Source organism: Bradyrhizobium viridifuturi, from assembly GCF_001238275.1.
GTDB classification, from domain to species: domain Bacteria; phylum Pseudomonadota; class Alphaproteobacteria; order Rhizobiales; family Xanthobacteraceae; genus Bradyrhizobium; species Bradyrhizobium viridifuturi.
Genome location: NZ_LGTB01000016.1, coordinates 21274 through 46425, shown reverse-complemented (window position 1 = coordinate 46425; position 25152 = coordinate 21274). Strand labels below are relative to the sequence as shown.

General features: G+C 64.3%; 20 protein-coding genes and 3 pseudogenes. 5 read left to right on the top strand and 18 right to left on the bottom strand.

Annotated elements, in window-relative coordinates; translation table 11 throughout:
- Window positions 1-22 precede the first annotated feature (22 nt).
- Window positions 23-214, top strand: a complete 192-nt coding sequence (locus ALC15_RS16290) for a hypothetical protein (RefSeq protein WP_050628117.1) — start codon at window positions 23-25, stop codon at window positions 212-214.
- A gap of 72 nt (window positions 215-286) precedes the next feature.
- Here the strand turns inward: ALC15_RS16290 and ALC15_RS16285 are convergent, their stop codons facing one another.
- From ALC15_RS16285 to ALC15_RS16270, 5 genes are all read right to left on the bottom strand, one after another.
- Window positions 287-1576 carry an MFS transporter gene (locus tag ALC15_RS16285; protein ID WP_094193925.1) on the bottom strand — a complete coding sequence of 430 codons (1290 nt, stop codon included), beginning with the start codon at window positions 1574-1576 and terminating at the stop codon, window positions 287-289.
- Between the two features lie 124 nt (window positions 1577-1700).
- Window positions 1701-2726 carry a glycoside hydrolase family 5 protein gene (locus tag ALC15_RS16280; protein WP_050628115.1) on the bottom strand — a complete coding sequence of 342 codons (1026 nt, stop codon included), beginning with the start codon at window positions 2724-2726 and terminating at the stop codon, window positions 1701-1703.
- Window positions 2723-3412, bottom strand: coding sequence for an O-antigen ligase family protein (locus ALC15_RS47910; RefSeq protein ID WP_430649171.1), 690 nt, complete (start codon window positions 3410-3412; stop codon window positions 2723-2725). Before ALC15_RS47910 ends, ALC15_RS16280 begins: the two co-directional genes overlap by 4 nt.
- Complete coding sequence (locus ALC15_RS47905) at window positions 3307-4011, bottom strand: hypothetical protein (RefSeq protein ID WP_430649170.1); 705 nt, start codon at window positions 4009-4011, stop codon at window positions 3307-3309. Before ALC15_RS47905 ends, ALC15_RS47910 begins: the two co-directional genes overlap by 106 nt.
- Before the next feature lie 74 nt (window positions 4012-4085).
- A complete protein-coding gene (locus ALC15_RS16270) occupies window positions 4086-4898 on the bottom strand; it encodes a WecB/TagA/CpsF family glycosyltransferase (RefSeq protein ID WP_050628197.1) in 813 nt (270 codons plus the stop codon).
- A 510-nt stretch (window positions 4899-5408) separates the two neighbouring features.
- On the opposite strand from ALC15_RS16270, the gene ALC15_RS16265 reads away from it, so the two are divergent.
- A complete protein-coding gene (locus ALC15_RS16265; protein WP_050628114.1) occupies window positions 5409-6539 on the top strand; it encodes a GNAT family N-acetyltransferase in 1131 nt (376 codons plus the stop codon).
- Window positions 6540-6698: 159 nt separating this feature from the next.
- Here the strand turns inward: ALC15_RS16265 and ALC15_RS16260 are convergent, their stop codons facing one another.
- Window positions 6699-7919, bottom strand: coding sequence for an FAD-dependent oxidoreductase (locus ALC15_RS16260; RefSeq protein WP_050628113.1), 1221 nt, complete (start codon window positions 7917-7919; stop codon window positions 6699-6701).
- 517 nt (window positions 7920-8436) lie between these two features.
- Here ALC15_RS16260 and ALC15_RS16255 point away from each other — a divergent pair.
- Window positions 8437-9762, top strand: coding sequence for a lipopolysaccharide biosynthesis protein (locus ALC15_RS16255; protein ID WP_430649172.1), 1326 nt, complete (start codon window positions 8437-8439; stop codon window positions 9760-9762).
- A gap of 18 nt (window positions 9763-9780) precedes the next feature.
- On the opposite strand, the gene ALC15_RS16250 is transcribed toward ALC15_RS16255, so the two are convergent.
- Window positions 9781-11898, bottom strand: a complete 2118-nt coding sequence (locus ALC15_RS16250; RefSeq protein WP_050628111.1) for an exopolysaccharide transport family protein — start codon at window positions 11896-11898, stop codon at window positions 9781-9783.
- 175 nt (window positions 11899-12073) lie between these two features.
- On the opposite strand from ALC15_RS16250, the gene ALC15_RS16245 reads away from it, so the two are divergent.
- Both ALC15_RS16245 and ALC15_RS16240 read left to right on the top strand, forming a co-directional pair.
- Entirely contained in the window at window positions 12074-13375 is a 1302-nt protein-coding gene (locus ALC15_RS16245) for a glycosyltransferase family 4 protein (protein ID WP_430649169.1), read from the top strand.
- A 15-nt stretch (window positions 13376-13390) separates the two neighbouring features.
- Window positions 13391-14947 (top strand): glucosamine inositolphosphorylceramide transferase family protein, encoded by a 1557-nt coding sequence (locus tag ALC15_RS16240; RefSeq protein WP_050628109.1) that lies wholly within the window; start codon window positions 13391-13393, stop codon window positions 14945-14947.
- Between the two features lie 24 nt (window positions 14948-14971).
- Here the strand turns inward: ALC15_RS16240 and ALC15_RS16235 are convergent, their stop codons facing one another.
- From ALC15_RS16235 to ALC15_RS16190, 11 genes and pseudogenes are all read right to left on the bottom strand, one after another.
- Window positions 14972-16174: an ABC transporter substrate-binding protein gene (locus ALC15_RS16235; RefSeq protein WP_050628108.1), complete on the bottom strand. Its 1203-nt coding sequence runs from the start codon at window positions 16172-16174 to the stop codon at window positions 14972-14974.
- Between the two features lie 58 nt (window positions 16175-16232).
- The gene (locus ALC15_RS16230; RefSeq protein ID WP_050628107.1) at window positions 16233-16934 is read right to left on the bottom strand and encodes an SDR family NAD(P)-dependent oxidoreductase; all 702 of its coding nucleotides are present in this window, start codon (window positions 16932-16934) and stop codon (window positions 16233-16235) included.
- A 40-nt stretch (window positions 16935-16974) separates the two neighbouring features.
- Window positions 16975-17781 carry a glutathione S-transferase family protein gene (locus ALC15_RS16225; protein ID WP_050628106.1) on the bottom strand — a complete coding sequence of 269 codons (807 nt, stop codon included), beginning with the start codon at window positions 17779-17781 and terminating at the stop codon, window positions 16975-16977.
- Between the two features lie 25 nt (window positions 17782-17806).
- Window positions 17807-18160, bottom strand: a complete 354-nt coding sequence (locus ALC15_RS47900) for a hypothetical protein (RefSeq protein ID WP_488240846.1) — start codon at window positions 18158-18160, stop codon at window positions 17807-17809.
- Window positions 18082-18966, bottom strand: a complete 885-nt coding sequence (locus ALC15_RS16220; protein WP_430649167.1) for an iron-containing alcohol dehydrogenase — start codon at window positions 18964-18966, stop codon at window positions 18082-18084. Before ALC15_RS16220 ends, ALC15_RS47900 begins: the two co-directional genes overlap by 79 nt.
- 41 nt (window positions 18967-19007) lie before the next feature.
- Window positions 19008-19781 (bottom strand): enoyl-CoA hydratase-related protein, encoded by a 774-nt coding sequence (locus ALC15_RS16215; protein ID WP_050628105.1) that lies wholly within the window; start codon window positions 19779-19781, stop codon window positions 19008-19010.
- 11 nt (window positions 19782-19792) lie between these two features.
- Window positions 19793-20802, bottom strand: a pseudogene (locus ALC15_RS16210) (NAD(P)H-dependent flavin oxidoreductase).
- Window positions 20803-20823: 21 nt separating this feature from the next.
- Window positions 20824-22010 (bottom strand): annotated as a pseudogene (locus ALC15_RS16205) (acetyl-CoA C-acyltransferase).
- A 17-nt stretch (window positions 22011-22027) separates the two neighbouring features.
- Window positions 22028-23158: an acyl-CoA dehydrogenase family protein gene (locus ALC15_RS16200; RefSeq protein ID WP_050628104.1), complete on the bottom strand. Its 1131-nt coding sequence runs from the start codon at window positions 23156-23158 to the stop codon at window positions 22028-22030.
- 23 nt (window positions 23159-23181) lie between these two features.
- Window positions 23182-24362 (bottom strand): annotated as a pseudogene (locus tag ALC15_RS16195) (acyl-CoA dehydrogenase family protein).
- Between the two features lie 12 nt (window positions 24363-24374).
- Window positions 24375-25112 carry an SDR family oxidoreductase gene (locus ALC15_RS16190; RefSeq protein ID WP_050628103.1) on the bottom strand — a complete coding sequence of 246 codons (738 nt, stop codon included), beginning with the start codon at window positions 25110-25112 and terminating at the stop codon, window positions 24375-24377.
- Window positions 25113-25152 lie beyond the last annotated feature (40 nt).

Sequence of the window (25152 nt, the reverse complement as noted above, 5' to 3'; positions counted from 1 at the left end):
TGCAACGGAGAGGAGGCGCGCAATGGACTACGATCTCTACATCAACCCCAAGAAGGCGTCGGTTGGCCTCTATGTTCGCAAGGGCGCCGGCCTTCCCGACCTCGCCGATGCCAAGGACTGGGTGTTCGACGGCACCTTCGGTCAAGCCAATCTGCCGGCGCAACTCGTGAAGGAGATCGAGGCCAACGGCCACGCCTTTCGCAACATGGATTGAGCACAGCCGGCGGCGCTCCGTTCCGACGCGTTTTCTTCACGCGCAACGGCATCCACTTCGCTCGAGAACGCGCTATTTCTCGCCGGTCTTCACCGGGGCGGTCTCGGGCATCAGGCTCATCGCCGTGATGCCGACCGCGGCCGCGAGCAAGAGATACCAGGACGGCGCCAACGGATCGCCGGTCACGTGCAGCAACCACGTGACCACGAGCTGCGCGGTGCCGCCGAACGTCGCGATCGCGACCGCGTAAATCGTGGCGAACACGCCGCCGCGAATGTTCTGCGGCAACGCCTCGGTGAAGGCGGCATAGAATGCCGTGAACGGCAGCGATCCGATGAACGACAGGATGCCGAAGCCGAACAGCAGCGACCACGCGCCGGGATCCCGGACGATCCACAGGAACGCCGGATAGGTCAGCACCAGCACGACCAGTTGCGGCCAGACCATGACCGGCTTGCGTCCGAGCCGGTCGGCGAGCCAGCCGCCCAGCACCGCGCCGATGATCTGAAGCCCGTTACTGACAAGCGATACGGTGAACGCCAGCGACGGAGGCACATGCAGCGTGTTCTTGGCATAGGTCGTCATGTATTGCGTCACATAGGTCGAGATCGTGCCGCTGGCCAGGATCATCACCGCCAGCACGATCACGCGAAGATGCCGGCGCGCCAGCGCGACATGGCTCGAGCTTTCGACCTGACGGTCGACGTGTTCGCCATGCGAGACCGTTTCGGGCAACGTCCGGCGCATCCAGATGCCGAACGGCAGGCAAACCGCCCCGAGCAGGAACGCGACGCGCCAGCCATAGGCCTGCAGCATGTCGGGCGCCATCGTGCTGCTCAGGATGACGCCGACCAGCGCGCCGACCGTCGCCGCAATCTCCTGGCTCGCAGGCTGCCATGCCACCACTAGGCCGCGATTCCTCGGTGCCGCGATCTCGATGAGATAGGCTGTGGTCGGTCCGACCTCGCCGCCGAGCGCGAAGCCTTGCACCATCCGCGCCAGAATCACGATGATCGGAGCCACGACGCCGATGGCGGCATAGGACGGCGTCAGCGCGATGGTCAGGATCGCACCGCCCATCAGGGCGAAGCTCAGCAACATCGCCGGCCGCCGGCCGACGCGGTCGGAGAAGATGCCGAGCACGACGCCGCCAATGGGGCGCGTCAGGAAGCCGGCGCCGAAAGTCGCGAGCGACAGCATCAGGCTGCCATACTCGCTTTGCGCGGGAAAAAAGGTGTGACCGATCTCGGTCGCAAAGAAGCTGTAGGTGATGAAGTCGTAGAACTCCAGCATGTTGCCGATGGTCGCGGCAAGGGCTGCGCGCGTGACATCGAACTCTTCCTTGCTCGCAATGTCCGGCAACGCTCTCGGTTCCTTGTTCACCTGTGCGGAGGGAGTATTATTCCTCCGATCATGTTAGGCAAGGCAAGGCCTCGGCAGAGCATGGCGCGCAACGCGATCTGCATGCGACGCGAGCAGCAAGGACCTATCGGACCGGTGGAATGATCGCGCGGAGGATATCCGTGTTCCAGCGTTGCCGGGCGCCGTCGAACGCCGCGAAATCGTGATCGAACTGCCAATAGGCCCACGCCCAGCCGAAGCTCTCGGCGCGTCTCGCCATGAACGACAAGTACTTCGCCCGGCTCTCCGCCGGCGCACGCTCATAGACGCCGAACTCGCCGAGATAGATCGGGCGCTGCTCTCGCTGCGCCCAGGAGCGGATCTTGTCGAAATCGGCGGCGGCCCTGGCTTCGTCCTCCGCAGAGCCCCAGTTCAACGGACCGATCTTCGAGAAGGTCGCCGACCATGGCGCGCCTTGGTGGGTGAACTGCAGCGGCAGGTAATAGTGGAACGTGACGATCAGGTTCCTGTCATCGGCCGGCAACGCCAGCGCGTCGATCGGCAGTTCCTCGGTGTTCAGGACGGCGACCACGACACTGCGCCTCGGATTGGTGCCCCTGACGATGGCCAGGCATTCGCCAAGCAGCACATTCCACTCGGCCGACGTCATGTTCCCGCCGGGCTCGTTCAGGATCTCGAACACCAGCGCCGGATATTTGCCCGCGTAGCGCGAGGCGATCTGGCGCCAGAACGCCTTAAGCTTCGCGGTGCATTCCGGCACGTCGCGCTGGCACAGCTCGGTGTCGTGCTCGTCGAGGATCGGGATCAGCCTGTGCGCCAGCACCTGCTCGATCACGGCATCGAGGCGCCGCAACACGGCTTCATCCAGCATGTTGCCGGAATCCATGTGCCTGAAGCCGAAGAAATTGATCCGGACGTGCGCGAAGCCGGCCTTGCGGATGGCCGCGAGGTTTTCCGGACGAAAGGGCGCGTTCTGGTAACCTTCCCAGATGCCGTCATAGCCGAGAATATTGATGCCCCGCCCCAGCGCCGCGACGTCCGGCGACGCCGCCTGCCCGGCCGCCCCCGCCGGCGACATCAGCGCGGCGGACAGTGCGGCCGCCAGCAGCAGGTCGATGACGCCTTGCAGACGCAATCGAACCGCCCTCATGGCTGCTCCAATCCGCGCAGCTGCGCGCGCGACGATGGCAACGACCGGCAAACGGCGAAGAAGAAGGCGATCAACAGCACTGATGTGAACATCGTCGAGCGAAGGAACACCGTCTCGGTAAAGTTGGTCTGGCAATTCAGGAAGACGAACCCGATGATCAGCGCACAATGCAGACGGTCGATCGCGCGTCCTGCGATCAGGCAGAGCACCTTGTAGGAGAACAGAAACACGCTTGCCGTGAACAGGAAATAGCCCACGAACCCGGTCTCGACGAGAATGGCGATATAGCCGTTATGGTAGTTGTCGAGCACCCAGCCGCGGTTCTGGTTGAAATAGTCGTAGATCTCCGGCCTGGTCCAGAACCCGTTGATGCCAAATCCGACCAGCGGCGCATCGTCGAAATGGCTGATGGCATACTGCCAGATGAAGGTCCGCTCGGTGAAGTTGATCGTCGTGTCGAGGACATGGATCGCATCATAGCCGGTGGTGTAGAAGTACAGCATCAGCAATGCGGCCACGACGCACATCGCGCATGGCAGCATCGCGTAGACCTGCATGCACCTCACCGACCAAAGGGACGTCAGCAGCAGCGCACATGCGACCAGCGACAAGGCGCCGGCGCGCGCGACTCCGAAAGGACGACGCAGGTCGAAGCCAGCGCGAAGGTCACGAGAAACGGCAGCCATCCCTGTCCGGTTATCTTTCGATAACAGGCAAAGAACATCAGATAGGCTCCGGCGAAGCCCAGCGTCTGCTTGGATTCGAAGACGCCCTGCCATTGCCCATTGTGCATCCAGGTCTGGTCGACGCCGATGTCCGGCAGGACCACCGCACAGAACGCCGAGCCCGCGATCAGCACGAACAGGCCGCGGGTGGCCGATTTCACGATATCGTCGAGGTCGACGCGGGTGACCATACAGAACGCACCGAGCGTCGTGATCGCGAGCGCGGCGGCTTTCATCAGGGCGGAGACGCCCAGATCGGTCCAGAACACCGAAATCGTGGCGAACGCATAGAATGCGACGATCACCAGCGTGTCGAGATTGAAGGCGAGCCGCAGGCGGGGACGGATGAACAGGCTCGCATAGATCAGCACGCTCCACATCATGAGGGCTACGGCCTGCTGCATCAACGTCACCCCGGTTGGAAGCAGCGCGGGGTGGAACGTTCCCATCGACATGATCACGTTGATGGTGATCGACCAACTGACGACGGTTCGTGCGAAGTTCTCCGCTTCAATGCCCGGCACCTGCCAGACCGAGCTATCGACCGCTCGTCCGTCCATGTCAGTTGTACTCCGCTCATTGAAGAGCTCGCCGCTCCGGTGGATCGGAGCGGCACATTGCACTCGGTAGAAATTCAGTCTCCGGTCGACGAGGACCGGGTCCGGTTGAACAGAAGATAGAGAGCGTGCGGATTGGTGGTGAGATAGCGCCAGAACAGCCGGCGCGGCTCGAGCCAGAGACGCCAAGCCCATTCGAGGCCGACGATCTGCATCCATCTCGGCGCGCGCGGCCGCGACCCGGACAGGAAGTTGAACAAGCCGCCCGAGGTCTTGATGACGCCGACATTGCCAAGCCGCGACATGAATTCATCGACGAAGGCCTGCTCGTAGGGCACGCCGAGCGCGACCCAGAGAAAGTCCGGCGCCAGCGCGTTGATCTCGTCCACCTTGGCCCGCAGCGCATCGCCGCGCAGATAGCCGTGCGAATAGCCGACGATCTTGAGGGCCGGATAGGCCCGGCGGACATTGGCGATCGCCGCCTTGTTCTCGACTTCGTTGGCTCCGAGCAGATAGAAGGTCAGCCCGAGTTCTTCCGCCTTGCGCGCGACGTCGTGGAACAAGTCGGTGGTCGCGACGCGCTCGGGAAGCGGGTTCGGCGACCGGAGCTTCGACACCATGACCAGCGGCTGGCCGTCGGCATTGATCAGGTCGGCGGCACGAAACAGCCGATCGGTCATCGGCTCGGTGGAGCAGCGCGACAGCACTTCGCCGTTGGCGGATGTCAGATACAGCGGCCGGCTGACCCGCCGGTTGGGATACACCGCCTCGACCATGAACTCCGCAGTTTGCTCGCGATCGAGCACGGCGAGGCGCAGTCCGCCGACGGTGGCCCGGGCAACGCCGGCGGTCGCGGCCCTGCCGACCGGATTGGTGCGACGCTCCAGCATGCCGTTCGGCATCGATCCGGCCGGTACATCCGCCGGGGAAACCGATTGCTCATCGCCCGAAGTGTCGCAAATCCGGACAGGCGAAGCAGCGATGTCCGAATTGGGACGCCGAGACAGCTCGCGATCGGCGCGCGCAGGCGAAACTGCATCGGAAATGCGGGCGTTTTGGCTCTGACTCAACATCTCAGCAAGGGCTCCAGTGCTTTCATGCCCTTAACTGCAATATCCGGTCCAGACCACGCGCGATGTCTCGTCATAGTCTCGATGAACCCAGACCGTAAAGAGATGGTTAACGATATCAGCCGCACACGGCAGGGTGTCCTGCGCCGACCGCCGGATCGCTGGCCGCATCAGCCGTGGCGATGCTCGGCCAGCAACAACAGGCAAGGTTCGCTGCACGACATTAATACAAATTCTATTCTACCGGTGCGCGCTGTCATCGGCCTTTGCTATAAGGACATGATGCCGGCTCGATCGGCGCTTTGAGAACCCGTTTGTTTTTGGTTTCACATGAATAAGAATGATGACGCCTTCGATGTCAGCATCGACGACGCATTCGACTTCCTGTCAGAAGAATACGCGACATTGTTTGAAGGCTCGGACGCAACCGCCTTCCAGCATCCGCTATGGCTCGACAGCTTGTATCGCAAGCTCGCTCCCGCCGCGGCAGCGAAGCCGCTGGTCATCGTCGTCCGCTCGCGCGCAACCGGCGCGCTGGCCGCGGTGCTCCCGATGCTGCGCGTGCGACGCGGGCCGATGCGTACGATCGAATTCGCCGACCTTCGCGTGTCCGACTATCTGGCGCCGGTGTGCAGCATCAAGACGTTTGCCGAACTGCTCCAGGACGGACGTACCTGCCAGAAGCTTCGGCAGCTGCTCCGGCCATTCGACCTGCTGCGCATACCCAAGCTGCTCGATGCAAAGATGCCGATCGAGAATCTGTTCGGAGCCCCGCATCGCAGCCTGATGGATACCAATGCCTATGCGACGGTGCTCGCCGCGCCGTTCGAGCAATGGCAGCTCAACGCATTGGGCAAGTCCTACATGAAGGAGCTGGCCAAGAAATGGCGCCAGATCCACAAGAAGGGCACGCTCACCTTCTCATGCTGCGGCGACGCCGCTTCGATCGGCGAGGCCATGGACACGATGCGGAAGTTTCGCGGCCCGCGCTTCCATGCCCACGGTGACGGCGACCTGCTGCAGCGTCCGGAGTATTTCGATTTCTATTCGAGCGTGGCGCTTCGCGGCATGGGCTCCTTTACCCGGCTCTATGCCATGAAGATGGACGGCAACGTGATCGCGACCGCACTTGGGCTGGTCCACCGCGACAGCCTCCTCGTCGTCATGACGGCGTTCGATGTCGAGGGGTACAAGAGCCAGTCGATCGGCGCGCTGACATTCGAGAGCGTCGCCAAGGATTGCATCGAGCGCGGCGGCCGGGTGCTGGATTTCACCATCGGCGACGAACCCTACAAGATGCAGTTCGGCGGCCAGCCCACACCGATGTCGAGCGTGACGCAGGCCGGCAGCGCCGCCGGCTCGCTGGCATTGTTTGCCCTGAAGCAGGCGCCCTGGATCAAGCAGGCCGCCAAGCGCGTGACCGAGCTCAGACCGATCCGCACCTCGACCGGCACGCGCTAAAGCGCGATGGGTTCATGTTGAACCATCATCGCGCTTTGATCGCTTCAAATCGCTCTTTGATTGTTTGAACAGGAGCTCGCGCCAAGGCGCGTTTGCCGCGAGGGAAACCCCGCACATTCCGGATGACGCGATGGAGCCGCGGGGAAGCGGCTCTCGCCCTTACCGGAGCGCGCTGCGCACGCGCATCACCCATCCCGGATGAATCCGGTCCACCTGGTGCGTGATCATGCGGCGCAGGAAGTGCAGCTGCCGCTGCAGCGTCCAGCGCACATCGGTGTTCGCGGTCAAGGCCTCCCGGTAACGCGCCAGTTGCAGCGAATGGCGGTCGGCGGCGAGCTTGTCCTGATCGGAATAGAACTGCTCGATCTTCTCCGTTCCCATGCCGTCGGTCTCGAGCCAGCGCGGCACATATTCGGTGCAAAGCCGCTCGACATCCACCAGCAGGCGGCTCACGCCGGTGCCGGCCGCCGGACAGTTGGTCTGGAATGCGTCGCCGATCAGCACGATGCCCGGTTGCAGATGCCCCTCGGTCACCGACAGGTCCATGACCCAATTGTGCACCTGGCCGACGATCTCGAAATCACCGAGATAGCGTTCAAGTCCGGGCATCAGACGAAACAGCGTGCGTCTGGTGTCGCGGCGCAGCTCGCGCATGATCGGATCGGTCGGATCGCGGAACATGAACAGGTTCGCGCGCATGCCGCCCGACATCGGAAACAGGCTGAGATAGTCGACGCCGTCAGCGGCCTCCTTGCCGTAGCAGGTCAGCGCGTCGAAGCCGAACGGCGTGTTATCCGGCTTCGCGATGGTGAAGCCAAACGTGACCGAGTGCCGCGCGGCAATTACCTGCCGGCGCATTCCGAGATTGTAGCCGAGCGCGCCCGCCATGCCGGTCGCCAGGATGACCAGGCGCGAGACGACGCGCTTCCCGGAGGCCAGCGTCAGTTGCTGGCGATCTTCGCTGCAGCTGACATTGGTCACCTGGTCGAACAGCAAGCTCGACGGTTCAGGCATCAGGCCGCGCGCCATGTTGACGAGGTCCGCATAGGAAACCCCATAGGATCGCCCGACGCCGATATCGACCAGCCTGCCGCCCCTGATGTTGAGCACCCGGTCATAGGACGAGGAGACGGCCTCGACGTCGTCGAGGAAGCCGAGGCGGCGGAAGATATCGATCTGCCGTCCCGCGATCTTTTCGACGCGGAATTCATCCGGCGGGATCGAGCGCTTGTCGATCAGGACGACCCGATACCCGGCCCGGACGAGCACAGCACGCGCGAGCGAGCCTGCCAAACCGGCACCAACAATGGCAACGTCCGTTTCAATAATCTCAGCCTCGCAAGCTGCGATCGGCTGAGTCGTGCTTTCCTCGGCAATCATCTTTGTCCGCTCCGACGGCTAATTGACCACCGAACTGCAATATCCTTGCCTGTCCTGCCGCCACGCCCAGCGAAGGGGGACGAGTTCCGTTATTGAGGTTAACGAAACGGCCTGGATGGCGATTGACGGGTTCCCGGCACATGGCTTGCAGCAAAAGCGGCCATGAAACTGATCCCTCGGAGGCTCCGCAGCAGGCAGGCGGGACCATTGCCTGGCCGTGGAGCTTCGGCGGGCGCCGTTGACGCGCCAATACCACCTCATACCAGCACGGCTCACGCTGCCGGCGATGCGGTGGATCGCGACCCAACCTGCGCCGTTTGGAGACAGCGAGGACGGCGGCGTTCCAGAATGGAGCAGCGCGACATATTGGCCGGGCGCACAATTGTCTGGCGCGCGGGCAGCCGGAAGGAACGGAATCTTAGCAACAGAACATTAACACTCCTGGCTACACCGATTGCTACGGTCGGCGGCCTGACAGGATATTGAGACGTCTCTGGTGATTGCCTCTGTGCTCCAAATGTTTCGGCGCGACGTCACGCGCGGCGTTGCCGGGACCATCCTCCTCAAGGTCGGCAGCGGCGGGCTTGCGTTCGCCTTGTTCTCGCTGGCCGCGCGGGCGATGACGCCCGACGCGTTCGGCGACTTCGCGACCTTGCTCTCCATCGCCCAGATCGCTTCGGTCGTGGGCCTTGCCGGCCAGGAGCTGCTGCTGGTTCGCTTCCTCAATGAATATGAGGTGCGCGGTCAGACCGAGCTCACCAAGGGTGTGCTGCTGTCGAGCCTGAGGAATTCGGCGATCGGGATGCTGATCTCGATTGCCGCGATCGCCGCGGTGGCGACCCTTCGCGGCGAATGGTGGCTGCTGATCCTCTCGGTCTCGGCATTCGCCGCCGTCAATTCCGGACTGATGCTCGGCAGCCAGATCGCGCGATCCCTGGTCAGCATCCTGATGGGCGAAGGCAATCGCGAGTTCTTCTGGCGGGTTGCCGTTGTCCTGGGCCTGATCGCGGTGCTGTTCGGCCACCGGCAGCTCACCCCTGCCGAGCTGTTCACCGCGATGAGCGTCGCGATGGCGCTCGGGCTGATCGTGCAGATCGTCTCAATCGTGCGCGTGCTGCCGAACCTGCGCTCGGTCACCGCGCGCTTCGAGACCTCGCGCTGGAACCGGAGTGCGTTCCGCTTCTGGCTAGCCTCCATTCTCGAAGCGGCGAACCAGTATTTCGACGTCATCCTGGTCTACTGGATGCTGGACCCGGCCACTGCCGGAGTCTATTTCGCCGCCTCGCGCCTAGCGAACATCTTCGCCATGCTGTCGGCCGCGCTCTACACATTCGGCGCGCGCCGGCTGCCGTCGCTGTATTTCAGCAAAAACCACCGCGAGCTCGAACATACGCTGAAGCTGATGGCCGAGGTCACCGCGCTCTGCGTGCTGACCGGGCTCGTCATCGTCTGGGTCGGCGCCCCCCATCTTCTCGGCCTGTTCGGACCGCATTTCGCCGCGCAGCAGTGGGTGTTGATCGTGCTCGCGATCGGAACCGCGTTCCAGGCGGCCGGCGGGCCGTCGGCCGCGGTCCTGCAGCTGACCGGGCATGAGCGCGATTACGTTCCGGTGGTCGCCGCCAACGTGGCGTTGCGGCTGCTGGGATTTGTCGTGCTGATCCCCTGGCTCGGCGTGCTCGGCGCCGCGATCTCGGCGACCGCTTCCCTTGTCATCGCCACCATCGCGCTCAACGTGCTGTGCCGCCGCCGGACCGGCGTCGACCCGTCGGTTCTGGTGCTGTCACATCCATCGTCGTCGAAGAGCAGCGCCTACACCGTCCGCGTTGCGGACAGCAACGACTGAGCCTGAACTAGATCACCTTCAGCTTGCCAATCCCAGGGCTTCGCCCTGAGCGCCGCGAGCCGTGGCATTCACCGCCACGCGATTGACGACCAGCGCGGTCGGGACCGAGCCGAACTTCGACAGATCGGCCCGCGCCTTGCCAATCGCGGCCGGATCGCCGGTGCCTTCGCGAACCACAAGGATGACGAGGTCGGCATAGGCGGCCAGCGCCACCGCGGCCGGCTGCATGACAAGCGACGACGCATCGACGATGATCAGGCCGAAATCGGCGCGAATATCGTCCGGCGGATAAGGCGGCGCCTTGCTGCTGGCACCCAGCAGTTCGACGACTGACGGCAGATCGGCCTTGATGATCCCCGAGCCTTGCGGCGGTACGATCTCCGTGCGCCTTGCTTCCATCTCGATCAGGACGCTGAGCATTCCGTTCTTGACCGCGGACCGGTTGAGCGACCGCGCGACGGTGCTGCCGCCTGCACCGGCCTCAACCGACAGCAGTAGCGCTACCTTGCCGTGGTCACCCGGAAGCTGCTCGATGTTCTCGATCAGCAGCTGGAGATGCGGGCTGAGATCGGGCTCGGCCGTCGTCGAAATCGGGGTCTGCCAGACGCTCTTGACGGCATCCGGCGGCACCATGTCGGGAATGCGCGCCAGCACCGGCAATCCCGGCGGCAGCGCGGATTGCGACGCGGCCGGGGCCGGGGTCGGGGCCGATGCGGGCGCTTCGGCACGGCGCAGCGGCGGAATGCTCTTGATCGGGATCTGCTTCAGATTCAGTCCGGGAACGGCGACGATTGCGGTCGAGGTCAGCAGCGAGACGATCGCGAGCACGACGAGCAGCAACGGGAGCGGCGGAAGCGTCGAGCGGATCGGCGGCGTCGCCGGAGATGCGACCTTGGTCTGCGAGGCCTGCAGCAGGCGCTGCTCGTCGGTCGTCTTGTAGCGCGAGAGGAACTGCTCGTAGATGTTCTTGTTGGCGTCGGCGTCGCGCTGCAATTCCTGCAATTTGACGAGCGCCTGGCCGTCAACCAGGATCTGCGATTCAACCGCCTTCAACTGATCCTCGAGCGCCTTTTGTTGGTCGCGCTGCGCCTCGTAATCCGACTTCGCTGTGTCGATGTTCTTCTTGCGCTCGATGTCGATCTGCCGGTTGAGATCGCTGAGCTGGCTGAGCGCCATCACGAGGTCGGGATGACGATCGCCGAGCACCCCGCGCTTCTGCGCGATCTGGTCATTGAGCGCGGAGCGCTGGGCACGCAGCGTGCTCAACAGGTCCTGCTTGATCGGCCCGTCGACATTGGCCTTCAGGTCGCGCTGCAATTGCTCATAGCGCGCCTTGGCCTCCTCGGTGCGGGCGCGCGCGGCGGCCACCTGCTGCGTCAGGTCGGTGACGCGCAATTGCTGCGTGGTGGATTCCTTGCCGGCGTTGACGATCCGGTGCTCGAGCTTGAACTTGGCGACGGCATCTTCCGACGACCGCAGCCGGTCGTTCAACGTCTTGAGCCGGCTCTTCAGCCAGTCGGCGGCCTCGTCGGTCGCCACCGTGCGCGTCCCGCGCTGGCTGGCGACGAATGCCTCGGCGATCGAATTGGCATAGTACGCCGCGCGCTGCGGATTGTTGGACGTGAACTTGATGGCGATAACATAGGTTAGTCCGCGCCTTGAGATATCGAGCCGGTTGCGAAACCGGTCGAGCAGACGCGTGGTGTCGGTCTTGCCGCCGGAGATGTCACTGTCCTCAGCGACCTTGAGCTGATCGATCAGCGGCCCGAGAAATCCGTCGGATTTGGCGATCTCGACAGCGCTCTGCAATGCTGCGGCGTCTTGACCGATCCCCGGCAGGACGTCCTGGTCGGTGGTCACCCGCTGCTCGCGTGGGTCGACGACGACGAGCGCCGTCGCGGCGTAACGCGCCGGGATCAACATCAACAAGATGATACCGACCGCGAAGATGACCGCGGCGAGCATCAGGATGCGTTGACCCTTCTCGCGGAAAAAAGCCAGCACTCCCGGAATGCTTAGGACGCCTTTGGTGGTTTCCGCGGAGGATGGGCCGGCCGGCACGCCGGCAGTTTCCCACGACGCTGCGGGTTCCGTGACTTCGGAACGTCTCGGGCCTGCGCGGCTACCGAACTTCATGGGCTCTGACTCGAATTCAACTGACAGCACTGCTCAATGCGGCCCAACGTAAATATCTATGGTTAATCGCCGGTTACCCCCTCTCGGCGCGGCCGTAACCAATTAGTTAACGAGCCGGCTGTACTCTATCCGTGAGATAATGGCTCTCGATTGCTGACATATGTCTGATTGCTAAATGAGCAGTAACCTCAACACGCGCTCCTCGGTGTACGAACACGCTTCGCGTGATAAGTACGCGCGCAAAAATGGGGAGGACCAATCCTCTCCGTCGCCGGGTGAGGGATCCGTGCTCCAGTACACGCCAGGCACACAATTGCGCGAGGCATCGAACGCATCACGCGATCGACCGAACGAGAGCAAGCCGAAGCTGCGTGTCGTCCTGGTGCAGACCCAGGCCGAGAACGCTGGCGCGCAGGAGATCTCGCGGCTGCTCGGTGCCGGCCTCGCCGCGCGCGGCTACGACGTCGCCAACCTGTTCTTCTTCCGCAAATCGGATTCCTTCGACGAGCCGCCCAACACGTTCTATTGCGCGAAGACCCGGCCCGGAAATCCGCTGGCGCTGCTGCGCATGCTGTGGACGCTCGCCGGACATCTCAGGACCATCAATCCCGATGTCGTGCTGACCTTCCAGCACTTTGGCAACGTGATCGGCGCAGGCGTATCGCGGCTCGTCAGCCGCGCCCCGGTCATTGCCAACCAGGTGTCTTCGGCGCTGTCGATGAGCATGCCGGTGCGGGCCGCCGACATCATCATGGGCTCCACCGGTTTCTTCAAGTGCATCACGCTGAACTCGCGCGACATGGAGCGCGAATACGCGCGCTATCCCGCGCCGTACCGATCGCGCATGAAGCACGTCCCGCATGGCTTCGACGACAAGTCGCACAGCCTGCCGAAGGACGCCGCGCGGCAGCAGTTCAAGCTGCCGGCGGACCGCACCCTGCTCGGCTGTGCGGCGAGACTGCACCCGCACAAGCGGCTCGATGCGGCAATTCGCCTGCTGACGGCCGACCCGTCCTGGCACCTTGCCCTCGCCGGCCAGGGCGCGGATGAGGGGCGGCTCCGCGCCCTGGCGGACGAGCTGAAAGTATCGGACCGGCTGCACTTCATCGGCGAGATTCCACCGCGCCAGATGGCCGATTTTCTGGCTTGCCTCGACGTCTTCGTCTTCCCGACGCAGGCGGAAACCTTCGGTCTCGCTGCGGTCGAGGCCGCGAGCGCCGGCATTCCCAGCGTCGTCAACGATCTCCCGGTGCTGCGCGAGGTGCTGTCCTACCAGGGACAGCCCGCAGCGGTGTTCGTCGACGCTGCGAACGAAGCCGAATTCTCGGCCGCCGTGTCGCAGGTCCTGACCGATCGTTCGTTGAGCGACCAGCTGCGGCAAAGCGCCGTGGGCCTGAAGTCGCGCTATTCGTTGGATGCCATGATAGAGGAATACGTCCGCATTCTCGGCGACGCTGTGGGGGCGGACGCGTACTAGGAAGTTGGGCTGGCCATGATTATCGAGTTTCGCTGCGATCGCGAGCAGCCGCGGCTCTGGATGTGCCGTGAGTCTCTGCGCGTCAACGATCAGGATATTCCCGTTCAAATCTCATGGACCACGACGCCGGCACCGCGACCCGCCGGCCTCGACATGCTGTTCGAGCTCGAACGCATCATCCTGCGCAAGGGCAAGGCCGGCGGCGCCGACCGGGTGACGACGATTCCGGAGCGGCCGCGCGCGGGTAACCCCGACGTGATGGTCGACTTCACCAGCGCCGAACGGGATCCGAACTGCTCCGCGAAACTGTATCTCCGTCCACGGTTCAACGGGAGCGCGGGCGAAGGCGCCGCACTGGCGGCCATCCTCGCCGGCGATCTTCCGGTGATCGAAATCGTCAATGAGCTCGACGGCGCCGTGGTGGACCGCGGCCATCCCTCGGCGGAAATCGCAGCCGGCCTGAGCGGCGGGCTCGACACGGTGATGGCACGCACGCTGTCGATGCTGCCGCCGATCCTGTCAGGGGCTCCGCGGCTGGTGCCGCAATTGCCTGCTCCTGCAAACGGTGGCGCACCGCGAAATCCCGCACCTTTTGTCGTGCGCGGCGTGGCGACGTCGATCGCAAAGGAGATCTACCGCCTGTGCTGCTACGCGCCGCACTGGCATGTCGGTTGGCGCTTTGCCGACAATACGGATATCTGGCGCACCGGCGACCTCTCGGGACCTGCCTGGAACGTGCTCGCCGATCCCGGCAACCACTTCTATGCCGACCCCTTCCCGGTGAAATGGCAGGGCAGAACGTTCGTCTTCTTCGAAGATCTCGACCACCGGACCAACAAGGGCATCATCTCCGCGATCGAATTCGACGGCAACGGGCCGGTCGGCACCGTGATGCCCGTACTCGAAGAGCCCTGGCATCTCTCCTACCCGTTCCTGATCGAAAACGACGGCGAGCTCTGGATGATCCCGGAAAGCACCGCGCATCGGGACGTTCCGATCTACAAATGCATCCGCTTTCCGGACAAGTGGGAGCGGCACTCGACGCTGCTGTCCGGGCTCGAGCTTGCCGACGTGACGATCACGCAGCATAACGGCCTCCGCTACATGTTCGGGGCCTGGCGCGATGGCAGCGGCGGCTATTCCGACACGCTGGCGATCTACTACGCCGAGCAGTTGCTCGGTCCCTGGCGGCCGCATGCGGCCAACCCGATCCTGATGGATCGCGCTACCACGCGGCCGGCAGGCAATTTCGTGACCGTCAATGGCAAGCTGTGGCGGCCGGTGCAGGACTGCAGCAACGGATACGGCGCCGCGCTCGGACTTGCCGAAGTGCTCGAGCTGTCGCCGACGACGTACCGGCAGGAAGTTCGGCATCTGCTCAGGCCGGGGCCGCAGTGGGCCGGACGCAAGCTGCACACGCTCAACCGTTGCGGTCAGCTCGAGGTGATCGACGGCTCGCGGGTTCAGCCCAAGACCACGGCGTTCCTGGCAAGCCTGCGGTCGAGCGGCCAGTCCTCGCATTGGGACTGGCATAGCGCGCTGGCGAAGCCGATCGCGCGACGGCTTCACTAGCGTACGCGCGATCGCTCCTGCGGCTCAGTTCGTATCGGCGCTCAGCACGCCGCCGAACTGCTCCCATGAGTTTCCGGTCCAGCGCTGCAGCTGAAGCTGGGTGTAGGCCATGCTGTTGTCGGCGCCGGTGTTGATCGTGATGCCCGGCATCAGGGTCGGCAGCACCAGTCCCTTGATGTTGCGCGCCTGCTTCACGATGTTCTCGCGCGACAGGTCGTCGCCGCACTGCTTGAGCACCTGTTCCAGGATCTGACCTTGCTGGGTGCCGAACAGATAGTTGTTGTCGCCGATATCGGCGCCGGGAAGATATTTCTCGAAGTGGGCGCGATACCACTTCATGCCGGGATCGTCGGCCCACTTCTTGTCGTTCGGATCCTTGGTGATGGTTGCGACCACCACGCCGACCGCCTTGTCGGCTCCCGCGGGCACGATGGTGGCGGAGACCGAGCTCGACACGTAGTTGACGATGGTGAGCGGAGTCCAGCCGATCTCGCTCGCTTTCTTGATCGCCTGTGCGGCGAATTTCGGCGTGCCGGCGATCAGGAATGCCTGGGCGCCCGACGCCTTCAGCGTCACCACATGCGATTCGATGGTGGGCTCGGTGACCTCATAGGGAGACGTCACGACCTTCTTGTCGAAATCGGACTTCAAGGTCTCCTTGAAGGCGGTCACGAAGTCCCGGCCGAGGTCGTCATTCTGGTAAAGGATCGCGATCTTCGCATCGGGCGCCGTCTGCGCGATGTATCTGGCGTAGATCTTTCCTTCGGTGTTGTAGCTCGGCAGGCCCGTGGTGGTCAGCGGAAACTCGTTGAAGTTGGTGAACTTGGTCACGCCGCTGACGACGAAGAGATGCGGCACCTTCTTCGCGGTGACGTATTTGATGGTTGCGCCGATCCCGGGCGTGCCAAGCGGAGAGAACAGGAACGCCACCTCGTCGCTCTCGATCAGCTTCCGGGTCTGCTCCACCGCCTTGGGCGGCGTATAGGCATCGTCATAGGTGATGAGGTTGATCTTGCGGCCGTTGACGCCGCCGCGGTCATTGATGGAATGGACGTAGGCGATCAGGCCCTTGCCGGTGTTGCTGAGCGGCGATGCCGGACCGCTGAACGGGAATGTCGCCCCGATCTTGATCTCCGATTCCGAGATGCCAGGCGTCTCGGCGCGGACCGGAGCTGCAGCAAACGCGGCGAGCATTGCAATGGAAACCGCAAGCTTCCCTAGCGACATCGAATTCCCCCTTTTGGTCTTTATGAATTGATCGGCTCGTGCGACCGCCGCGCGGCGGCTACCAGGCTTCGCCGAACGGCCTGATCTCGACGTTGAACGACCACGCGCTGCGGTCCTGATGGGCGACGTGCCAGACCTCGTCTGCGATCGCCTTCGGCTTGATGAAGAAGTCGTCCGGCCGCTCCGGCCAGCGCTTCCGCGTCCATTCGAGGTCGATCACCGCATCGATCACCAGATAGGCGACGTGAACGCCTTGCGGCCCGAGATCGCGCGCCATCGCCTCGGCGAGAATCCGCTGCGCCGCCTTGGTCGGCGCGAACCCCGCGAAGCCGGCCTTGCCGCGCAGCGCCGAGGTGTTGCCGGTTGCGACGATGGCGCCCTTGCCTGCCCCGATCATCGCAGGTGCAAAGCGTCGTGCCAGATACAACAGGCTCATCGTGTTGACCTGGAAGTTACGATTGAGGATCTGCGGATCGATCTCGCGGAAGGTGCCGAATGCCCCGCCGACCGCATTGTGGATCACGACCCCTGGGCTGCCGAGATCGCGCTCCACGGCCGACGCCACCGTCTCGACCTGCGTCGGGTCGGAGACATCGCATCGATAGGCCTTTGCGCCCGGCAATTGCTTCTCGAGCGCGGCAAGACGCTCCTCGTTCCTGGCCAGCAGCGCGACGCGATAGCCGCCCTCGGCGAACCTCCGGGCGAGCGCTGAACCGGTGCCGGGGCCGACACCGGATATCAGGCAGACGGGTGCGGTCATGCGATCACTCCTCCGCGTGAGCGGCCAATGGCTTCCATGGTCATGCAGCGGCCTTCGACCGCAGCTTCTCGACGTAAGGCTTGAGGTCCGGCGCAAAATGCGCGTGCGCGACCAGCCGGGCAAAGTGAGCGAACATCAGCGGATACCCATCCGGCACCCCGGGATGCAGGATCCTGGTCAATCCCTGCTTGTCCAATTGCTCGCTCCGCCCGTACTCGTTCATGAACAGCGCGAGCTCGGCGGCAAAGCAGATGTCGGCAATCGAAATGCCGTCCCCGACCAGCGTTTCGCGCCGGGACGACAGCGCCTGCTCGATGCCGGACGCATAGATCGCGAACGCATCCCTGGCGCGGGCATGAATCGCCGCGTCGACCGTGCCGCCCGACAGCGCGAGCAGATAGATCTGCGAATCCCGCGCAAACACCAGGCTGACATCGAGAAAGCTGTCGATCCTCGATGCCTCATAGGCGTCACGCCCGTAGAGCGGGAACTTGGCTTCGCCGAGCCGCGCCACCGCCCGCATGATGCTGTTGGATTCGAAGATCCCGACCTTGCCGTCAGGTCCGAACGCCGCCGGCACGTTGCCGAACGGCTGCGCCGCCATGAAGGCATCGGTCTTGAACAGCTGCGCGCCGGTCAGGCCGACTTTCCCAGTCCGCGCCAGCGAGGCGAGCTCAGCACGCTCCTGCTCCGACAGTGGGTGGGCATCGTAGTCCCACAGCCAGTCCCGCAACTCCTTTCCCGAGGCGCCTCTGACCTCGACGTCGACGCCGCAGAACCGCGCCGCGATGGTCGACTTCCAGACCCGCGGGTTCGGCAGATAGGAGAAGATGCGCAAGGCGGCCATGGCGGCTGCTCCGGGTGATGTTGCCTCAGGCGGCCAGCTTCAGGATCTTGACGACGTCGCCGGGCTCGCGGATCGGCTGCGGGTTGGCGCGGGTGAAGATCGACAGCATGGCGTTCCGGCCGATCAGTTCGAAGCGGTCCTCACCTACACCGACATCGGCGAGCCGCCGCGGCAGGCCGAGTTCCGCGATGAACGCTGCAAACGCTTCGCTGGCGTCACGCCCAGGCGCGCCGAGCGCGGCGGCGATCGCTTGCTGGGCCGCCTCCGTCGCCGGGCGGTTGTAACGCAGCACGCTCGGCATCATGACAGCCGTGCAGAAGTAATGCGGGACGTCGCAGGTGCCGCCGAGCACGTGGCCGATGGCGTGGCTGGCGCCCATCGGCACCCGCGACTGCAATCCGAACGCCGACAGCCACGAGCCGAGCTGCAGCTCAGCCGCGCCGCCTCGTCGTCGGGATTGGCCTTGGTGCGCAGCAGGCCGTGATGCAGATAGCGCAGGCCCTGCTGGCACACCGCATCGACCAGCACGTTGGGCCGGCTGGAGCAGATCGCCTCGATGCCGTGATCCATCGCGCGCGTGCCGGAGCCGAGCCAGAGCTTCTCCGGGGTGTATCGCGTCATCGCCGGATCGAGGATGATGCTGCGCGGCATCATCATCGGGTGGTTGAAGATCTGCTTCAGCTTGCGGCTGGTGTCCGTGACCAGCGCGCCCGAATTGTATTCGCCGCCCGAGAGCGTGCTGGGGATCGCGATCATCCGGACCTTCGGATTGCGGAACGGTCCGAACCGGCGGTCCGGCGTCGTCTCGAACCCGTCGAGCCCCGCCGACTCGAAGATCTCGTGCTCGATGCACATCAGCACAATCTTCGCCGCATCGACCACCGAGCCGCCGCCGATCGCAACCACGAGATCCGCCCTGGCTTCGCTGGCGTGCCGTGCGATCTGCGTCACGACATCGCGCGTGGTGTGCTGCGGCACACCGTCGAAGGTCGCCGCATGGCGGTCGCCGAGACCCTTGCGGATCTTCTCGATCTCGTCGGTCGTGGTGTTCAGCGTCCGGCTGGCAATCAGGTAAACGCGTTTGGCGCCCAGCCGCTCGGCCTCCTCGCGCAAGGCTTCGGCTGCCGGCTTGCCGTAGATCACGGATTCCATGGTGGGATATTGATGGCTGCCGACGACGTGCATGCTTGTCACTCCCTCGATGTGTCCGTGCGTTATGCCGCTGGTCAGGCCGACAGTTTGGTGAAATCAGGCTGGCGCCGTTCGGCGAAGGCGGCAAAGGCCTCGCGGGCCTCCGGCGTGGTCAGGCGCTGCTTGAACAGCACGCCTTCCTCGGCGATCTGCGCCGCGATCCGCTGCTGCTCGCGCATCAGCGCCTTGGTCATGCTGAGCGAGCCGGCCGGCCGCCTGGTCAGCGCGATCGCCGCGTCATGGGCCTTCTTGCGCAGATCGGCCTGCGGCACCACGGCATTGGCGAGGCCCGATGCCAGCGCGCCCTGCGCATCCATCGGTTCGCCCAGCGCGAACATCGCATAGGCGCGCGCATGCCCGATCCGCAACGGCAGCAGCCAGCTCGACGCCGCCTCCGGCACCAGCGCGAGATTGACGAACGGCGTGATCATCCGCGCGGTCTCGGCGAGATAGACGAGGTCGCAATGCAGCAGCATGGTGGTACCGACACCGACCGCATTGCCCTGCACGGCCGCGACCAGCGGCTTGCCGACCTTGCTGATGGTCTCGATGAAGCGGTGCGCCGGGCTATCGACCGTGCTCTCGCCGCGCGCCTGGCTCGCGAAATCGGCAAGGTCATTGCCCGCGGTGAAGCTGTCGCCGTCGCCCTGGAACAGGATGACGCGGACGGATGGATCCGCCTCGGCCTGCTTCAGCGCACGCGACATCGCGTCATACATCGCGCCGGTCAGCGCATTCTTCTTCTCCGGCCGCTGCAGCGTCAGTGTCATCACGCCCGCGGCGATCTCAACCTTGACATGCTCGGTCATGGCACTCTCCTTCAGGCGACCGCGCGGGCCGGCTTGGTTTCGAACTTGCCGTCGAGGAAGCCGGTCAGGCGCTGCCGGATGATCTGCTCGGCCTCGGCCATGATGCGGTCGATCAATTCCTTGACGGTCGGGATGTCGTGGATCAGGCCGACCACCATGCCGCAGCTCCAGGCGCCGGCATCCATCTCGCCGTCGATCATCACCTTCGGATAGACGCCGGCGACCTGCTCGTGGATGTCCTCGATCTTGAGCCTGGCGCCCTTCTCGCGTTCGATCTCGAGCAGCTCATCGACGCCCTTGTTCTTCAGCACCCGCTCGGTGTTGCGCAGCGCGCGCATCACAAGGCGGGTGTCGAGCTCGTCGGCATCGAGCAGCGCCTGCTTCACGTTGGGATGAACCGGCGCTTCCTTGGTCGCGATGAAACGGGTGCCCATGTTCATGCCGGCGGCGCCCATCGACAGAGCGGCGACCAGGCTGCGCGCATCCGCCATGCCGCCCGAGCGACGAACGGAATCTTCAATTCGTCCGCCGCACGCGGCAGCAGGATCATGTTCGGGATATCATCCTCGCCGGGATGGCCGCCGCACTCGAAGCCGTCGACGCTGACCGCATCGCAGCCGATCTTCTCGGCCTTCAGCGAATGCCGCACCGAGGTGCATTTGTGGATCACCTTGATGCCGGCCGCCTTCAGCGCCGGCATGTACTGCTCCGGGCTGCGGCCCGCGGTCTCGACCGCCTTGACCCCGCCCTCGCGGATCGCTGCGATGTATTCGGGATAGGGCGGCGCGGTGAAACTCGGCAGGAAGGTGAGATTGACGCCGATCGGCTTGTCGGTCATGTCGCGGCAGCGCGCGATCTCCTTGGCCAGCAACTCCGGCGTCCGCTGGGTCAGGCCGGTGATGATGCCGAGGCCACCGGCGTTGGACACCGCGGCCGCCATCTCGGCGAAGCCGACATAATGCATGCCGCCCTGGATGATCGGATGCTGGATGCCAAACAGTTCAGTGATTGCTGTCTTCACAAGTCTCTCCCGCGTTTCCGATCAGTGGATAATTTCGAACAAACCGGCCGCGCCCATGCCGCCGCCGATGCACATGGTCACCACGCCGTATTTGGCCTTGCGCCGCCGCCCCTCGATCAGGAGATGCCCGGTGAGTCGCGCGCCGGTCATGCCGTAGGGATGGCCGATCGCGATCGAGCCGCCGTTGACGTTCAGCTTGTCAGGATCGATGCCGAGCTTGTCGCGGCAATAGATCACCTGCACCGCGTAGGCCTCGTTAAGCTCCCAGAGATCGATGTCGTCGATCCTGAGGTTGTGCCGCTTCAACAGCCGCGGGATCGCGGCGACCGGGCCGACGCCCATCTCGTCCGGCTCGACGCCGGCGGCGACGAAGCCGCGGAAGATGCCGAGCGGCTTGATGCCCTTCTGCGCGGCGACCTTGTCGCTCATGATCACGCAGGCCGAGGCGCCGTCCGAGAGCTGGCTGGCGTTGCCGGCGCTGATGGTCTTGCCCTCGAACACCGGCTTGATCTTGGCTAGGCCGTCCGCCGTGGTGTCCGGCCGCGGGCCTCATCCTTCGCCAAGGTCACCTGCTGGAAGCTGACCTCCTTGGTGTCCTTGTTGACCACGGCCATCTTGGTCGTGAACGGCACGATCTCGTCGTTGAAGCGGCCGCCCTGCAGCGCGGCGCCGACGCGGCGCTGGCATTCGAGGCTGTACTCGTCCTGCTGATCGCGGCCGATCCCATAGCGCTCAGCGACGACCTCGGCGGTCTCCAGCATCGACATGTACATCTCGGGCTTCATCGCCATCAGCTCGTCGTCGACGGCGTGAAACCGGTTCATGTGCTCGTTCTGCACCAGGCTGATCGACTCGATGCCGCCGCCGATCGCGATCTCGACGCCATCAAGCATGACCGAACGCGCGGCGACCGCGATCGCCTGCAGGCCGGAGGCGCATTGCCGGTCGATCGTGGTGCCGGCAACGGTAACCGGAAGCCCGGCGCGGATCGCGCCCTTGCGCGCGACGTTCATCACCATGGTGCCCTGCTGCATCGCGCAGCCCATCACCACGTCCTCGACCTCGCCGGGCGCGATGCCGGCGCGCTTCACGGCTTCCGCCATCACGTGGCCGGCCAGGGTCGGGCCGTCGGTGTTGTTGAGCGCGCCGCGATAGGCCTTGCCGACGCCGGTGCGCGCGGTGGAAACAATGACTGCATCTTGTGACATGCTTAACCTCTTTGACTTCAGGCGACCGCGTCGAGCTGCGCGTAGCGCAGCACGTGATAGGCGGGATCGCCGAACTGGATGTTGATGGAGGAAATCCGCTTGAAATAATGGCCGACGTTCAGCTCGTCGGTCATGCCCATGCCGCCATGCAGTTGCACCGCCTGATCGGCCACGAACTTGCCGGCATAGCCGATCTTGGATTTGGCGCCCGAAGCCAGCCGCGAGAGGCTGGCCTCATCGTCGTTGAGACTGAGGCTGAGATGCTGCATCAGGGACAGCGCCTCCTGATGCGCGATGAACATGTCGACCATCCGGTGCTGCAGCACCTGGAAGCTACCGATCGTGACGCCGAACTGCTTCCGCGTCTTGGAGTAATCCAGTGTCGCGTCGTTCAGCTCGCCGATCGCGCCGACCGCCTCGGCACAGAGCGCGCCGATGGCGCGATTGCGGCAGGCTTCCAGCGCGGCGACACCTTCACCTTCCCGGCCCAACAACTCCCCGCGCACGCCGCGCAGGCTGATCTCCGCCGCCCGGCGGCCATCGATCGTCTTGAAGCTTTGCAGGTCGAGGTTCGCGGCGCGACGATCGACCACGAACAGGCTGACGCCGCCGCGGTCGTGGCGATGGCCCGAGGTGCGCGCGGAGACGATGAGATAGTCCGCCCACGGCGCGGCGATGACCGCGGTCTTCTCCCCGCTCAGCAGGTAATCGTCACCGTCCCGGTGCGCGGTGGTCGTGACGGTCGCCAGATCGAAGCGCGAAGTCTTCTCGGTCCAGGCCAGCGCCCAGAGCTTCGATCCCACGATGATGTCGGCGATGTAGGCCTGCTTCTGCGCGTCGGAACCCGCCCGCTCGATCAGGCTGCCGGCCACCACGACCGTCTCGACGAACGGCTCGACCACGAGATGCCGGCCGAACTCGTGCATAATGATCATGGTCGACAGCGGCCCGCCGCCGAAGCCGCCGACAGCTTCCGAGAACGGCGCGGCGAGCAGGCCGAGTTCGGCGAATTCATCCCATTGCCTGCGGCCAAGCCCCTCTTCGCTCGCGACGATCTTGCGGCGGGCGTCGAAATCATACTGGTCGCGCAGCAGCCGCTGCACGCTGGACCGCAACAATTCCTGCTCTTCCGTGAACTGGATATCCATCCGATCCTCTCGTGGCGCGATTGCTAAAGTCCGAGCACCGCCTTGGCGATGATGTTGCGCTGGATCTCGTTCGATCCGCCGTAGATCGAGAGCTTGCGCGAGTTGAGATATTTCTCAGAGGCCGTGTGGCCATAGTCCGGGCCCGGCATGAAGTGGTTGGCGCTGACCGGATGCTCGCGGATCGCCAGCCCGTAATTGCCGATCGCCCGATGCGTCAGCTCGGTGATGTTCTGAAAGATCTCGGTGCCGCGGATCTTGAACAGCGAGGCCGCCGGCCCCGGATCGATGCCGCGGGCCATCTGGGCGACGACTCGTAGCTCGGTCGCCTCCAATGCCAGCACGTCGAGCTCGACGCGGGCAATGTCCCTGATGAACTCCAGATGCGCCGGATCGTCTTCCGGGATCTCGGCCTTCACGATCTTCTTCAGCCGATCGATGTAGCGCGTCGAGCGGCCGATGCCGGCCATGCTGGTGCGCTCATTGCCGAGCAGGAATTTGGCGTAGGTCCAGCCCTTGTTTTCCTCGCCGATCAGGTTCTCGGCGGGGACGCGGACGTTTTCCAGGAAGACGTCATTGACCTCGTGCGAGCCATCAATCGTGATGATCGGGCGCACGGTGACACCCGGCGATTTCATGTCGATCAGCAGGAACGAGATGCCGGATTGCGGCTTCGCAGCGAGATCGGTCCGGACCAGGCAGAAGATCCAGTCGGCGTGCTGCGCCAGCGTGGTCCAGGTCTTGTGGCCGTTGACGATGTAGTGGTCGCCGTCGCGCACCGCCTTGGTGCGAACGGTGGCGAGATCGGAGCCCGAGCCCGGCTCCGAATAGCCTGGCACCACCAGTCCTCGCCTGACAGGATGCGCGGCAAGAACTTCGCCTTCTGCGCGGCGTTGCCGAAGGTGTAGATGACCGGACCGACCATGGTGACGCTGAATGCCAGCGGCGGCATGGTGCCGGCGCGCGTCGTCTCCTGCTCGAAGATGAAGCGGCGGGTGATCGACCAGCCGGGCCCGCCATATTCCTTCGGCCAGAGCGGCGCGATCCAGCCCTTGTCGTGCAGGATGCGATGCCACAACAGCATCTGCTCCTTGGAAAGATCGGTCTCCGGATTGGCGACACGCATCTCCGCCGGATAATTGTCCTTGATGAAGGCGCGAACCTCGTCGCGAAACACCGCATCGTCAGGGGATAGCGCGAGCTCCATCGGACCCGCTCCCTACCACTTCTCGCCGAAGGGCCGGATTTCCAGCTCGAAGGTCCAGGCGCTCTTCGGCTGCTGATAGAGCTGCCAGTACGACGCGGCGACCGATGCCGGCGGCATCAGGAGATCGGGATTGTCGAGCGCGTTCGGGCCGAGCGCCTCGATGCGGCGCTGCCGCACCCATTCGGTGTCGACGCCGGAATCGATGATCAGGTGCGCGACATGGATGTTCTTCGGTCCGAGCTCACGCGCCATCGCCTGCGCCACGGCGCGCAGGCCGAACTTGGCGCTGGCAAAGGCGGCATAGCCGCTGCCGCCGCGCAGCGACGCGGTGGCGCCGGTGAAGAAGATGTTGCCCTCACCGCGCGCCGTCATCAACCGCGCTGCCTCGCGCCCGGCCAGGAAGCCGGAGTAGCAGGCCATTTCCCAGACCTTGCGGAACACGCGCTCGGTGGTCTCCAGAATCGGGAAATTGACGTTGGCGCCGATGTTGAAGATGCAGACCTCCAGCGGCGCATGCTTGTCGGCGTCATTGAGGAAGGCAGTGATCTCCTCCTCCTTGCGCGCGTCGAGCGAGCGCGCGTGGATCTCGCCGCCGGCGGCCTCGATCTCCTTGACCAGCGGCGCGAGCTTGTCGCCGTTGCGGCGGCCGGCGAAGATCGTGAAGCCTTCGGATGCAAACTTCTTGGCGATCTCGCCGCCGATGAAATCACCGGCACCAATGACGGCAACCGTCTTGTTTCTCTTCTGCATGGTGGACTCCGGTCTTGTTAGAGTGAACTGTCTTGCGCTG